Source organism: Hydrogenophaga palleronii NBRC 102513 (assembly GCF_001571225.1).
GTDB lineage: Bacteria > Pseudomonadota > Gammaproteobacteria > Burkholderiales > Burkholderiaceae_C > Hydrogenophaga > Hydrogenophaga palleronii.
Window position 1 is genome coordinate 58266 of sequence record NZ_BCTJ01000001.1, and the last position, 12771, is coordinate 71036.

At 66.5% G+C, this 12771-nt stretch carries 12 protein-coding genes and 1 pseudogene; 4 read left to right on the forward strand and 9 right to left on the reverse strand.

From position 1 onward, the window contains the following. Positions 1-11 precede the first annotated feature (11 nt). Both HPA01S_RS00290 and HPA01S_RS00295 read right to left on the reverse strand, forming a co-directional pair. The gene (locus HPA01S_RS00290; protein WP_066265178.1) at positions 12-587 is read right to left on the reverse strand and encodes a bactofilin family protein; all 576 of its coding nucleotides are present in this window, start codon (positions 585-587) and stop codon (positions 12-14) included. Positions 588-692: 105 nt separating this feature from the next. Further along, positions 693-1607, reverse strand: coding sequence for a crotonase/enoyl-CoA hydratase family protein (locus HPA01S_RS00295; RefSeq protein ID WP_066265181.1), 915 nt, complete (start codon positions 1605-1607; stop codon positions 693-695). 371 nt (positions 1608-1978) lie between these two features. Between HPA01S_RS00295 and HPA01S_RS00300 the strand changes: the two genes are divergently transcribed. Continuing rightward, complete coding sequence (locus HPA01S_RS00300) at positions 1979-4342, forward strand: YgiQ family radical SAM protein (RefSeq protein WP_066265184.1); 2364 nt, start codon at positions 1979-1981, stop codon at positions 4340-4342. Between the two features lie 23 nt (positions 4343-4365). On the opposite strand, the gene HPA01S_RS00305 is transcribed toward HPA01S_RS00300, so the two are convergent. The 3 genes and pseudogenes from HPA01S_RS00305 to HPA01S_RS00315 all read right to left on the reverse strand — a co-directional run bounded on the left by HPA01S_RS00305 (position 4366) and on the right by HPA01S_RS00315 (position 8287). Continuing rightward, positions 4366-4584, reverse strand: a complete 219-nt coding sequence (locus HPA01S_RS00305; RefSeq protein WP_066265186.1) for a hypothetical protein — start codon at positions 4582-4584, stop codon at positions 4366-4368. 92 nt (positions 4585-4676) lie between these two features. Next, a pseudogene (locus HPA01S_RS00310) lies at positions 4677-7109 on the reverse strand (membrane-bound PQQ-dependent dehydrogenase, glucose/quinate/shikimate family). A gap of 488 nt (positions 7110-7597) precedes the next feature. After that, complete coding sequence (locus tag HPA01S_RS00315) at positions 7598-8287, reverse strand: DUF1294 domain-containing protein (protein WP_066265187.1); 690 nt, start codon at positions 8285-8287, stop codon at positions 7598-7600. Positions 8288-8372: 85 nt separating this feature from the next. On the opposite strand from HPA01S_RS00315, the gene HPA01S_RS00320 reads away from it, so the two are divergent. The 3 genes from HPA01S_RS00320 to HPA01S_RS00330 are packed head-to-tail and all read left to right on the forward strand — an operon-like array spanning position 8373 to position 9723. Then, positions 8373-8720: a TA system antitoxin ParD family protein gene (locus HPA01S_RS00320; RefSeq protein WP_066265190.1), complete on the forward strand. Its 348-nt coding sequence runs from the start codon at positions 8373-8375 to the stop codon at positions 8718-8720. Continuing rightward, positions 8717-9355 (forward strand): ATPase, encoded by a 639-nt coding sequence (locus tag HPA01S_RS00325; protein WP_066265192.1) that lies wholly within the window; start codon positions 8717-8719, stop codon positions 9353-9355. Before HPA01S_RS00320 ends, HPA01S_RS00325 begins: the two co-directional genes overlap by 4 nt. Positions 9356-9399: 44 nt before the next feature. Further along, complete coding sequence (locus HPA01S_RS00330; protein WP_066265196.1) at positions 9400-9723, forward strand: ATPase with chaperone activity; 324 nt, start codon at positions 9400-9402, stop codon at positions 9721-9723. 27 nt (positions 9724-9750) lie between these two features. Here the strand turns inward: HPA01S_RS00330 and HPA01S_RS00335 are convergent, their stop codons facing one another. The 4 genes from HPA01S_RS00335 to HPA01S_RS00350 form a co-directional block, all read right to left on the reverse strand. Next, positions 9751-10305 (reverse strand): NUDIX hydrolase, encoded by a 555-nt coding sequence (locus tag HPA01S_RS00335; RefSeq protein WP_066265198.1) that lies wholly within the window; start codon positions 10303-10305, stop codon positions 9751-9753. A 124-nt stretch (positions 10306-10429) separates the two neighbouring features. Then, positions 10430-11476 carry a TRAP transporter substrate-binding protein gene (locus HPA01S_RS00340; RefSeq protein WP_066265199.1) on the reverse strand — a complete coding sequence of 349 codons (1047 nt, stop codon included), beginning with the start codon at positions 11474-11476 and terminating at the stop codon, positions 10430-10432. A 151-nt stretch (positions 11477-11627) separates the two neighbouring features. Next, positions 11628-12332 carry a fumarylacetoacetate hydrolase family protein gene (locus HPA01S_RS00345; RefSeq protein ID WP_066265200.1) on the reverse strand — a complete coding sequence of 235 codons (705 nt, stop codon included), beginning with the start codon at positions 12330-12332 and terminating at the stop codon, positions 11628-11630. A gap of 69 nt (positions 12333-12401) precedes the next feature. Further along, positions 12402-12725, reverse strand: a complete 324-nt coding sequence (locus HPA01S_RS00350; protein ID WP_066265203.1) for a 2Fe-2S iron-sulfur cluster-binding protein — start codon at positions 12723-12725, stop codon at positions 12402-12404. Between the last annotated feature and the right edge of the window lie 46 nt (positions 12726-12771).

Genomic DNA, 12771 nt, shown 5'->3' on the forward strand with positions numbered 1-12771 from the left:
TCAGACGCGTATCAGGCGGCCAGGGCCATGGAGCGTTGTTGTCCCTTGGACAGGGTGGATGCCGAGCATTCGATGTCGCCGGAGAGCTGGCCACCTTCTTCGATCACCACCTTGCCGTAGCGGATCTTGCCCGTGACCTTGCCCGTGGCGTAGATCACCAGCTTCTGGCGCACCGTGAGGCTGCCGTCGAACGCGCCGCGGATCTCGGCGATGTCGATTTCGGCCGAGCCCTTGAACTCGCCCTGTTCCGCGATCTGGATCACGCGCGAGTCCATCGTGGCCTCGACCGTGCCTTCCACCACCAGCGTGTCGCAGTCGGTGATTTCAACGCCCTTGAGCTTGATGTTCGGGCCGACCGTGAGCTTGCTGCCGCCTTCGGGCGTCGCGGAACTGCTGCTGGTCGTGGCCGGGGCTGCGACGTCTGCATCGGGCGTTGCTGCCGCAGCGGGGGTGCTCGCTTGTGCCGGGCTGTAGGCCGACGACGCGCTGCCGTTGCTGCTGGCGGGCTGGCCATAACGTTGCGTGGCCATGCCGGTGTTCAGGGGTTTGGTGGGTTCGGTGTCGCGTTTGCCAAAGTGCAGTGCCATGCCAGCTCCTTCTCTAAAAAGTGAAGCGGCCATGCTATGCGCGATGCCCATTACATTCTCGGCCGTCCCGTAAGAGGGGTAACGAGATGAACCGTACATGGAGTTTCATTTTTCCCCGGCCGGTGGCTTGCGTTTTTCCATCTCGCGGATGAGGGCGCGCGCCTCGTCGCCTTCGGGGATCGGCCGGCCGCTGTCGCGCCATTGCACCGCGTCCTTGAAGCCGGCTTCCTGCGCATGGCGGCGGAACCACAAGCCCTCCGGGTTGTGGCGCGTGATGCCGTCGAACACGGTGGCCATCATCTGTGTCTGCTCCAGTCCCATGCTGAGCATGACCTGGTTCACCACCATCTTGTGCATGGCCAGGTGCGAGCGCGGCACACCGGCGATGCGCTCGGCCAGTTGCATGGTCGTGCTCTCCAGCTGGCCGAGCGGCACGGCCTCGTTGGCCAGGCCCCAGCTGGCGGCGGTGCGGCCGTCGATCACGTTGCCGGTGAACATCATCTGCTTGGCCCGTGCCGCACCGAGGCGGTAAGTCCACATGGCGGTGGTGGGGCAACCCCAGACGCGTGTGGGCATGTAGCCGATGCGGGCGTCGTCCGCCATCACCAGCAGGTCGCAGCAGAGCGCGATGTCGCTGCCGCCGGCCACCGCCGCACCATGCACCTTGGCGATGGTGGGCTTGGGGCTGCGCCACAAGGCCATGAAGTCCTCGGTGTTGCGCTTCATGAACGCGTAGTCGTCCATCGGGTCCCAGGGGTGGCGCTCCTGCTGGCAGGGGTGGTCGATCTCGCCTTCGCCGAACATGGAGAGGTCGTACCCGCCGCAAAAGCCCTTGCCGGCGCCTTCGACCACGATCACGTGCACTTCGTCGTCGGCGTTGGCCCATTCCACGGCCGCGCGGATCTCGCGCGGCGTTTCGTCATTGATGGCGTTGAGGCGCTCCGGCCGGTTGAGCAGCAGGCGCGCAACGCGTGGCTGTTCGGCGTGTTTGTCGATGCGCAGGGTGTTGAAGGTCGGCATGTCTGTCTCCTGTTTTTCCCCATGATAGGCAGTGCAGCGGCTGGCTTGGTGCGATCCGCCGTTCAACGCCAGCGCCACCTGGCCCTATGCCGTCCGGCCAGCGCCAGAGAACCACGCAATGCCGATGTTTTTTTGCCTGCCTGTCTGCCGTCGGGCAAAGACAGCTGGAAACATTTTTTGACCGTTTGATGGCTCAAACCGTGGGTTCTGCGGTCGATGAATGAGCGCGTGGCGTTCATCCAGGAAGCATGAAGCCCGCTGCACACGGCCTGCCGGTGTGGGCGAGTACCCCTGAATACCCCTGAAAGAAGGACCGGCCGGTAAAATCGTGGGTTTTCCACCCACCCGCGCTCCGGGTCTGTGCCAGCCCCATGAACGCCCCCATCGACGTCTCCTTCTTCGCGCGAGCCGCCAAGCCCATCACCAGCTACCGCCCCTATTGGGCCAAGCGATTCGGCGTGGCGCCGTTTTTGCCGATGAGCCGCGCCGAGATGGAGCAGCTGGGCTGGGACAGTTGCGACATCATCCTGGTGACCGGCGACGCTTATGTCGACCATCCCAGCTTCGGCATGTCCGTGGTGGGCCGCGTGCTGGAGGCGCAGGGCTTTCGCGTCGGCATCATCGCCCAGCCGGACTGGACCAGCGCCGAAGCCTTCAAGGCCCTGGGCAAGCCGAACCTGTTCTGGGGCGTGACCGCCGGGAACATGGATTCGATGATCAACCGCTACACGGCGGACCGCAAGATCCGCAGCGATGACGCCTACACGCCGGGCGACGAAGGCGGCAAGCGGCCCGACCGCGCGGCCATCGTCTACAGCCAGCGCTGCCGCGAAGCCTTCAAGGACGTGCCCATCGTGCTCGGCGGCATCGAAGGCAGCCTGCGCCGCATCGCCCACTACGACTACTGGAGCGACAAAGTGCGCCGCAGCGTGGTGGTGGACAGCAAATGCGATCTGCTGCTGTACGGCAACGCCGAGCGCGCGCTGGTCGAGGTGGCGCACCGCATTGCCGCGCGCGAGCCCGTCGAACACATCACCGACGTGCGAGGCACGGCCTTCGTTCGGCGCCCGGGAGACCCGACGGCCGCCGGCTGGCTCGAGATCGACTCCACCGAGGTCGACACCCCCGGCCGCGTGGACAGCCACATCAACCCCTACCAGACCACCAGCGAACAGGCTCAGTCACAAGGGCAGAGCTGCGCCAAGGAAGAGGGCGGTGACGCCGCAGCGGCCGCTGCACCGGCGAGCGAGGTCAACCCCGCGATCCAGACCCTGAAGTTCGTGCCCAACCCGGCGCTGCAGGGCAAAGGCAAACACAAGGTGCCGCCGCGCGAGCGTTCGGTGATCCGCCTGCCGAGTTACGAGCAGGTGCGCAGCGACGCGGTGCTCTATGCCCACGCCAACCGCGTGCTGCATCTGGAGACCAACCCCGGCAATGCCCGCGCGCTGGTGCAGACCCACGGCGAAGGCGCGACCGCGCGCGACGTTTGGATGAACCCGCCGCCAATCCCGCTGACCACGGCCGAGATGGACTACGTGTTCGATCTGCCTTACGCCCGCAGCCCGCACCCGGCCTATGCCGACGAACACGGCAAGCACGATGGCGCGACCAAGATTCCGGCCTGGGAAATGATCCGCTTCAGCGTCAACATCATGCGCGGCTGCTTCGGCGGCTGCACCTTCTGCTCGATCACCGAGCACGAGGGCCGCATCATCCAGAGCCGCTCGGAAGATTCGATCATCAAGGAAGTGGAAGACATCCGCGACAAGGTGGAAGGTTTCACCGGCGTGGTGTCCGACCTGGGTGGCCCCACGGCCAACATGTACCGCCTGGGCTGCAAGTCACCCGCCATCGAAGCCGCCTGCCGCAAGCCCAGCTGCGTCTTCCCCGGCATCTGCTCCAACCTGCACACCGACCACGGCCCGCTGATCAAGATCTACCGCCGTGCGCGTGCGCTGCGTGGCATCAAGAAGATCCTGATCGGCTCCGGCCTGCGCTACGACCTCGCGGTCAAGAGCCCCGAGTACGTGAAGGAACTGGTGCAGCACCACGTGGGCGGTTACCTGAAGATCGCGCCCGAGCACACCGAAGGTGGCCCGCTGTCGAAGATGATGAAGCCGGGCATCGGCAGCTACGAGCGGTTCAAGCAGCTGTTCGAGAAGTTCAGCGAAGAGGCCGGCAAGAAGCAGTACCTCATTCCGTACTTCATCGCGGCGCACCCCGGCACCAGCGACGAGGACATGATGAACCTCGCAATCTGGCTGAAGAGGAGCGGCTTCCGCGCCGACCAGGTTCAGACCTTCTACCCCAGCCCCATGGCCACCGCCACGGCCATGTACCACACCAGCCTGAACCCGCTCAAGGGCATCCACCGCGACGACCGTGCCGAGCGCGTGGACATCGTGCGTGGCGACAAGCGCCGCCGGCTGCACAAGGCGTTTCTGCGCTACCACGACCCGAACAACTGGCCGCTGCTGCGCGAAGCGCTCAAGACCATGGGCCGCGCCGACCTCATCGGCAACGGCAAGCACCACCTGATCCCGACCTTCCAGCCCATGACGGACGGCAGCTACCAAAGCGCCCGGCGCAAGAACAGCACGCCAACCGTGGGTGCTGGCAAGACGGTGGCGGGCCAGCCCGGCAAGGGCCGCCTGCTCACGCAGCACACCGGCTTGCCACCGCGTGTGACGGGCTCGGCGCCCGCGGGTGGCGGCGGCAAGCGCAAGCCGCGCTGAGTTGCTGCGGGCAGCGGCAGCGATCAGCTGCCTCGTGGCCGGCCGTACCGGCTGGCCACAAAGCCCCCCAGCGCACCAAACACTGGCAGAAAGCCGAAGAGCAGCAGGGACACCAGCAGGTTGGCGTCGTCGTCGCTGCGCACCCACTGGGCGCCGTAGCCGACGTTGAAGGCCAGGGAAGCCAGGGCCCCGACGACCAGGCCCACGCACACGCCGAGCAAGATCAGAAGTGTGCGTTTCATCGGATGGCCCAGAACCAGATGGCTTGCGCCTTCATGAAGTCGGAGCCTGCGCCCAGGCCGCCCGCCGCCTGCGGCGACGGGCGGCTGTGCACTCAAGGAGCGGCGGCTGGCAAGGCGTAGGCGATCACGTAGTCGCCGCGGTCCGGCGACTGGCGTGCACCACCGGCGGTGATGACGACAAACTGCCGGCCACTCTTGGGTGAACGGTAGGTCATCGGGCCGCCCTGGCTGCCGACGGGCAGCCGGCCTTTCCACGCTTCCTTGCCGGTGGCCGAATCGAACGCGCGCAGGTAATAGTCTTGCGTGCCGGCGATGAACACCAGGCCACCCTGCGTCGCCAGCGTGCCGCCGAGCGTGGGCATGCCTACCGGCATTGGCAGGCGCATCTTGATGCCCATCGGGCCGGTGTCCTGCACCGTGCCCACGGGCACCTGCCAGGCGATGCTTCGGGTCTTCAGGTCGATCGCTGTCAGCGTGCCGTAGGGTGGTTCCTGGCAAGGGATGCCGGCGGCGGACAGGAAACGGTTCTTGTTGACAGCGTACGGTGTGCCCTTCAGCGGCACCGAGCCCATGCCGGCGTTGATGGCCTCGCCACCGCTGGATGCAGAACCCTTGTTGGCCGAGGGAATCATCTGGATCCAGAGGCCCAGCCGCATGTCGTTGACAAAGATGAAGCCGTGCACCGGGTCGGTCGAGATGCCGCCCCAGTTCATGCCGCCGAGTGAACCCGGAAAGCTCAGCGACACGTCGGTGCCCGGTGCGGTGTACAGCCCTTCGTAGCGCATCTTCTTGAAGGCGATGCGGCACAACAGCTGGTCGAACGGGGTCGCGCCCCACATGCTGGCTTCGGTCAGGTGTGGCACGCCGATCTGTGGCATGCCCACCGAGCGCGGTTGTGTCGGTGCGTAGGGTTCGTTCGGGATGTTCGCCGGCTTCACCGGCACCTGCTCAACCGCCGTCAGCGGTTGACCGGTGGCGCGGTCGAGAACGTAGATCTGGCCTGCCTTGGTGCCAATGACCACGGCGGGCACGGAGCGACCATCGGGCATCGGGAAGTCGAGCAGGCTGGGCTGCATCGGCAGGTCGAAGTCCCACAGGTCGTTGTGCACGGTCTGGTACACCCACTTTTCGTGGCCGGTGGTGGCGTCCAGCGCGAGGATGGATGCGCCGTACTTGTGATCGAGCTCGGTGCGTTCGACACCGTACAGGTCGGTCGAGGAGCTGCCCATGGGCAAGAACACGGTGTTCATCGCCGGGTCGTACGACATCGGCGCCCACGAGTTGGGCGTGCTGCGCACGTAGGTCTTGCCGGCTGCCGGCGCCTGTTTGTCCAGCGGGTTGCCGGGGTCGAACGCCCAGCGGAGTTCGCCGGTGATCACGTCGAAACCGCGGATCACGCCACCCGGCATGTCGGCCTGCACGTTGTCGGCCACGCGCCCACCCACCACCACCGTGGTGCCCGCGATCAGCGGTGCCGAAGACAGCTGGTAATAAGAATCGGGCACCGCACCGAGGCCGGCCTTGAGATCCACCTGACCCCCTTGCCCGAAGCCCTGGCACAGGGCGCCGGTATCGGCGTCGACGGCGATCAGCCGGCTGTCGATGGTGTTGGTGAGCAGGCGGCGCTGGCAGTTGGCCCCTGGCGCCAGCGTCACCGCCTTGATGGGCGTGGTGTTGGCGGCCGTCGGCTGCTGCAGCGGCGCGTCGGCGTCGAAGTAGGCCAGGCCTCGGCAGCGTTGCCAGACCGAAGATTTGGCGTTGATCTCGGTCTTCCACAACTCGCGGCCCGTGTCGGCATCGAGTGCGATCACGTTGTTGTGCGGCGTGCAGACGAACAGCCGTTCACCGATCTGCAGCGGCGTGGTCTGGTCTTCGGCGCCATTGCCGTCGCTGAGCGCGATGTCGCCGGTGTGGTACGTCCATGCCACCTCAAGCTGTTAGACGTTGCCGCGGTGGATGTCGTCGAGCGCTGCGAAGCGGCTCCCTCCCTCTGTGTTGCCGTAGTGTGTCCAGTTTTTCTGTGCGCTGGCGGGGTCCACGGCGGTGAGGCCCGGGCCGTTGCCCTGCGCGACGACCGGCGCGTGCGGCACGAACATGCCGGCGAAAGCCACAGCCAGCACGATGGCCAGCACCGCCGCCGTCGCCCAGGCACGCCCGCGGCGCACCGCGCCGGGCAGCATGGGCACCACCAGCGCAACCAGCAGGCCGAGCACGCCGAGTGCAAACAAGCGCGACACCAACGGCCAGAAGCTCCAGCCGGCCTCCCAGACGGCCCATGCCGCACTGCCGATCAGCGCCAGCGCGTACAGCCACGCGCCTGCGCGCTGGCCGCGCCAGAGCAGCACACCCGCCACCAGCAGCAGCACACCCGCGACGGCGAAATAGAGGCTGCCACCGAGACTTGCCAGATAGGCCCCGCCGCCCACAAAGAGCAGCCCGAACAGCGCGCACAGGGCGCCAACAATGCGATACGCCCAACACCGCGCGGAGCCGGTGTGTGTGGGGGTCTTGGAAGGAGAGGTCATGGCCTGAGAGAAGCAAAAAATGGCATCAAATTATGCGGTGCGTCTCTTTTTCCGCGGCATTTCAAGGGAATACAGGGGGTGATAAAGGGAGAACGAAGGCATTTCCATGCACGGATCGCCAGGCAACACCAGCGACCCTGACCGTCCCGTTCACAGACCCGGTCGGCGCTGAAGGTTGCCCACCTTCGCCGCAGTCAGGGCGTTGCTGGTCACCGTGGCGAGATCCACTGGTGGGCGCCGCGAGCCGGTCGGCCACCGCTTGTGAAGAGGGGGGCGCGGCGGTGAAAAAACAAAAGCGCTTTCCCGTGCACCCACCACGAGCGAGGCACGGAAGGGCTGCAGATACACCCATGGTGTGGGGCCGAGATTTCGGCGCACACCTGCGCACCTTCCCCTTGCGGATGATCAAGCCCACCAAAGGCTCGCTGAGCAAGCCCGGACAAGGCGTGGCGCTGTTGACCGGAGGCGCGCCTGCACAGACCCGGCGTTCAGGCCACCGCCGCACCGTACAGGGCCGGCCAGGCAATCCAGCCGAGCAGTGCCAGCATGTTGACCGCCACCGTGCCCCAGTACATCAGCCGGAATGGCCGCTTGCTGGTCTTGTGGCGCAGGATCTGCTGTGCGAACCAGGCGCCCGGCCAGCCACCGATCACGGCCAGGCCGTGCAGCCAGTCTTCGGGGGTGCGCCGCACCTCGTTGATGGCCGCGTGTTTGTCGCGCCAGTACATGTAGAAGGTCACCAGGTTGATCAGCACCACACCGTTGAGGATCACCCAGGGGAAGCGCCCCATGCCGATGCCGACCAGCCAGAGCAGCAGCCAGAATGCGATCAGGCCGAGGCCGATCCACAGCGGGCGCTCCTCGCGCCGCTTCTGCCATTGCGAGCGCGAGCGGGCCGCCGGTTGGGCGGGTGGCAGCAGCGGGTCGGCTTCTGCCGGGGCGGGCGCGGCGGGCTTTTCCGCCACGATGGTGTTGCGCATCGGTTCAACCGAGAGCGCGCGCGGGCCCTTGCCGCCGACGTGGATGTCGTCAAACGTCACCTGCATGCCTTCGGCCGGTTTGCCCGGGCCGCTGAAGTCGCGCAGGTGGAAGAAGACGTCGGCGGGGATCTGTGGGCAGCGGATGAAGCCGAAGGCTTTTTCGCCGTCCCAGCGCACCACGGTGCCCTGTTTTTTCATGATCGCGTGTGAAAGGTGTGGGGTTGAGCCGCTGGGTTGCCATGGTATCCCAAATGGCGCAAAATGCGCCATTCAGGAGATTTTCATGCCGTCTTCGTCCAGCACTGCATTTTCCTCTGTCAAGCTGCCCGCCGGCCTGGTGCGCCAGGCGCGTGAGGCGGCGCAACCACAGCGCCGCTCGGTCGCCGGCCAGATCGAGTATTGGGCCACGCTGGGCCGCATCGCCGAAGAAACCGGCCTCACCGTGCAGGAGGCGCGCGAAGCGATTGCGCGTTACGACGCGGCGGCCCGCCACAACGAAGCGGCGGACCCGGTGGACGCGATCGAGGCGCGTTTTCTGGCCGCCGAGTCCAGCGGTCGCCTGGCCGACGCGGTGCGCCAGACCGTGCTCCAGAACCGCAGCAAGGTACCGGCCACCCGTCGCGTCGCGTGACGCGCCCGGTCTTTTACCTGCTGGCCGGGCCCAACGGGGCCGGCAAGTCCACGCTGTACCGGTCCGCGCTGGCCGAGGGGCTGATTCCGCCCGAGGCGTTGTTCGTCAACGCCGACCTGCACGAGGCCGCGCATCTGCAGCACATTCGCCAGCCGTTGAAGCGTTCGCAGATGGCGCGGCAGTGGGCCGACGGGCAACGTGTGGCCTGCCTGGCGGCGGGTGAGTCCTTCGCCAGCGAAACCGTGTTTTCGCACCCCTCCAAGATCGAGCTGCTGGCGGCGGCCCGCGCCGCCGGTTTTGCGGTGGTGTTGCTGGTGGTCTGCGTGGAAGAGCCGCGCCAGTTGCTGGCGCGGGTGCAGCAGCGTGAGCAGGAGGGCGGCCACAGCGTGCCGGCCGACCGCATCCTGGCGCGTTACCCACGCACCCTGGCCAACCTGGCGCAGGCCATTCCGCTGGCCGATCTGGCCTTGCTGTACGACACATCCGGCCCGCGCAACCGCGTGGTGCAGGCGCCGCGCCTGGTGGCGCGCTGCCGTGCCGGGCGCGTGATGTGGAGGAACCCGGTGCGCTGGCCGGCCTGGGCCGGGCAGCTGCTGCGCGAGCTGCCCGACGGTCCTGCCGCGGCCAGCCACTAAGGCCGTCTTGCGCGCAGCGTTGCGGCGTTTGATTACAGTGCGGCATGTCCGACGAATCGCAGATTGAAATTCCCCCGTCCTTCATCGCGCTGTACATCGCGCCGGGGCGCCAGAAACCCAGCCTGCCACATGCCGAGCTGGCCGCGCGCTACGAGCTGTGCGAGGACATGGCGACGATGCTCACCGAGACCGCGCGCAACATGGAATTTGGCCTCGGCATCACCGAGTCCGACGTGCTGGCGCGCTGCCTGCAGGGCCTGCGAGTGGAGCCGGCGGTGGTGAACGAGGTGGAGTCGGTCTGGGTGGTGCGGCGCCTGGCCGAACTGCTGGACTGGCCACAGCCCGCACTGGAAGACGGCGCGGCCTGAGGCCGGTGGCCGCGCCGGTGGCCGCGCTCAGGCGATGTCGAAGGCGTGGAAGCCGAAGCGGCCCTGGCGCCGGTCGGCGAAGTAGTGTTCCAGCGTTTCCTTGACGGTGCGAAAGGCGATTTCGTCCCAGGGAATCTGGTCTTCGGTGAACAGGCGCGCCTCGATGGTTTCGTGGCCCGGGTTGAACTGTTCGCTGAGCAGGCGGGCGCGGTAGTAGATGTGCACCTGGCCGACCCGCGCAACGTTCATCAGGGTGAAGATCTCGCCCATCTCGATCTCTGCGCCGGCCTCTTCGTCGGTCTCGCGTGCCGCCCCTTCGATGGTGGTTTCGCCCAACTCCATGAAGCCCGCGGGCAACGTCCACTTGCCCCAGCGTGGTTCGATGTTGCGCTTGCACAGCAACACGTACTGACCGCTGTCACCCCAGACCGGCACCGTGCCGACCACGTTGAGCGGGTTCTCGTAATGCACGGTGTGACAAGCCGGGCAGACGGCACGGATTCGGGTGTCGCCGTCGTCGGGCAGGCGGTGTTCGACGGCGGTGCCGCATTGGCGGCAATGTTTGATGGGGGTGCGCTGCATCGTGGCAGTGTAAGAGAGGCCGAAAGGGCCCACGCCTTGCCGGCCGGCAACGCTGCGGCGCAGCTCGCGGGCGCAAAAAAAGCCGGGCAGGGCGCCCGGCTTTTGGGGGAGATGGACGGAAGACTCAGGCCTTCTTGCCGTGTTTGGCGATCAGTGCCTTGGCGCTGTCGAGCAGCTGCTGGCCCTTGAAGCCGCGCTTGTCCATGTCCTGCACCCATTCCACTTCCACCAGGCGCGCCTTGCGCTTGAACTCCTGGGCTTCCGCCGAGGGGATGGTGTAGATGGTGTTGCCTTGTTTGACGGCGGCTTCGCGGCCCGGTGCGTCGCCGGCCTGCTGCACCTTGCCCAGCCAGCCCGAGGTGGCCATGCCGGAGTTCTTGTCGATGATCGCCTTGAGGTCGGGCGGCAGCGACGCGTACTTGTTGCGGTTCATCGCCATCACGAAGGTGGTGGTGTAGAGCGCGCCGCCAGCTGGGTCGAATTCGCTGTGGAACTTGGTGAGTTCGTGCACCTTGACGGAGGGCACCACTTCCCACGGGATCACGCAGCCGTCGATCACGCCCTTGGAGAGTGAGTCGGGGATTTGCGGCAGCGGCATGCCGACCGGGATCGCGCCGAGATAACCCAGCATCTTGGTGATCTGGCGGGTCGGGCCACGCACCTTGGAGCCGCGCAGGTCTTCCGCTGTCTTGATCTGCTTGTTGCGCATGTGGAACATGCCCGGGCCGTGCACCTGCAGGGCCAGCGGTTGCACTTCCTTGTACTCGTCGGGCGCCATCGTGGTGATGTACTCCCAGAACGCCTTGGAGGTGGCTTCGGCGTTGTTCATCATGAACGGCAGCTCGAACACTTCGGTGCGCGGGAAGCGGCCCGGAGTGTTGCCCGGCAGCGTCCACACGATGTCGACCACACCGTCGCGCGCCTGGTCAAACAGCTGCAGCGGCGTGCCGCCCAGGGTCATCGCGGGATAGCCTTCGAACTTGATGCGGCCGCCCGATTCCTTCTCGACCTTGTCCATCCAGGCCTTGTGCATGTTGATGTACACGTTGGACTGGGGGGCCATGAAGGTGTGGAACTTCAGGGTGACGCTTTGCTGTGCGAAGCCGCTCAAGGCGGGCACGCCAAGGGCCACGGCGGCGCCGGATTGAAGCAGGGTTCTGCGTTGGATCATGTGTTAAGTCTCCAGGGGTCGATGAAAAGTGCGGCACAGCATACGGCCGCGCCAAGCCTTGTCGTCAGAGGTCTAACCCTCGGTTTTGCGGTCTTTTTGCCGCCTTGTTTGCACCGCGCGGGCGCCCTTGTTCATGCGCACCGCCACACGCTCAGGCCACGCGCACCGAAATGGGGGTGAGGCCGTCCACGCCACCGTGCAAGGTGTCGCCGCTGACCACCGCCGCTACACCTTCGGGCGTGCCGGTGTAGATCAGGTCGCCGGCTTGCAGTTCCCAGGCGGCGGAGAGGTGTTCGATGGTTTCGGCCACGTTCCAGATCAGCTTGGCCACGGTGCTGCGCTGGCGGTCCGCGCCATTGACCTGCAGCCAGATCGGCGCCTCGTTCACGGCACCGGCCTCGGCCGCCAGGGTGATCGGCCCGATGGGTGCCGACTGGTCGTAGGCCTTGCCGATGCACCAGGGGCGGCCCTGTTTCTTCATGTCGTTCTGCAGGTCGCGGCGTGTCATGTCCAGGCCGACCGCGTAACCGTAGATGTGTTTGGCGGCGTCGGCTGCCTTGATGTGCTTGCCTCCCACGCCGATGGCGACCACAAGTTCGATTTCGTGGTGCAGGTTTTGGGTCAGGCTGGGGTAGTGGATGGTGGCGGTCTGGCCCGCATCGGCCACCACCACGGCGTCGGCCGGCTTGAGGAAGAAGAAGGGTGGCTCGCGGCCGGTGAAGCCCATCTCCTTGGCGTGTTCTTCGTAGTTGCGGCCCACGCAGTAAACGCGGTGCACGGGAAAACGCTCCGGGCGGCCGAGCACGGGCACGCTGACGACGGCGGGAGGGGCGAAGGCGTAAGAGGTATCGGACATGGTGGGCAGCAGCGGGTTGGATCGGTGGATCAGTGTGCCACGGCCGCTGCCCGGCGGCGGGCCGGGGCTTCAGTGTTGTGCGACAGGCAGCCGCACCTCCATGCCGTCGAGTTCGGGTGTCAGTCGCACCTGGCAACACAGCCGGCTCTCGGGCGTGACCGGGCTGGCCGCGTAGTCCAGCATGTCGGTTTCGTCGGGCACGGGCGGCGGCAGCAGCGCGGCCCAGGGCGGGCCGATCATCACGTGGCAGGTGGCGCAGGTCAGGGTGCCGCCGCAGTCGCCTTCGATGGCGCGGATGTCGGCATCGATGGCGGCTTTCAGCAGGCTCTGGCCGGCTTCGGCCTGCACCAGCTGCACCGACTGGTCGGCGTGAACGAAGCGGAGGGTGATCATGGCAATCGACGTTGGCGTGAAGACCCCCGCAGCTTATCGCGCCGCC

Excerpts from the sequence above, each read along its gene's own strand:
- HPA01S_RS00340 (WP_066265199.1), bottom strand. The coding sequence starts at position 11,476 with ATGATCCAACGCAGAACCCTGCTTCAATCCGGCGCCGCCGTGGCCCTT.
- HPA01S_RS00290 (WP_066265178.1), bottom strand. The coding sequence starts at position 587 with ATGGCACTGCACTTTGGCAAACGCGACACCGAACCCACCAAACCCCTG.
- HPA01S_RS00350 (WP_066265203.1), bottom strand. The coding sequence starts at position 12,725 with ATGATCACCCTCCGCTTCGTTCACGCCGACCAGTCGGTGCAGCTGGTG.
- HPA01S_RS00305 (WP_066265186.1), bottom strand. The coding sequence starts at position 4,584 with ATGAAACGCACACTTCTGATCTTGCTCGGCGTGTGCGTGGGCCTGGTC.
- HPA01S_RS00295 (WP_066265181.1), bottom strand. The coding sequence starts at position 1,607 with ATGCCGACCTTCAACACCCTGCGCATCGACAAACACGCCGAACAGCCA.
- HPA01S_RS00345 (WP_066265200.1), bottom strand. The coding sequence starts at position 12,332 with ATGTCCGATACCTCTTACGCCTTCGCCCCTCCCGCCGTCGTCAGCGTG.
- HPA01S_RS00320 (WP_066265190.1), top strand. The coding sequence starts at position 8,373 with ATGCCGTCTTCGTCCAGCACTGCATTTTCCTCTGTCAAGCTGCCCGCC.
- HPA01S_RS00300 (WP_066265184.1), top strand. The coding sequence starts at position 1,979 with ATGAACGCCCCCATCGACGTCTCCTTCTTCGCGCGAGCCGCCAAGCCC.
- HPA01S_RS00315 (WP_066265187.1), bottom strand. The coding sequence starts at position 8,287 with ATGAAAAAACAGGGCACCGTGGTGCGCTGGGACGGCGAAAAAGCCTTC.
- HPA01S_RS00335 (WP_066265198.1), bottom strand. The coding sequence starts at position 10,305 with ATGCAGCGCACCCCCATCAAACATTGCCGCCAATGCGGCACCGCCGTC.
- HPA01S_RS00330 (WP_066265196.1), top strand. The coding sequence starts at position 9,400 with ATGTCCGACGAATCGCAGATTGAAATTCCCCCGTCCTTCATCGCGCTG.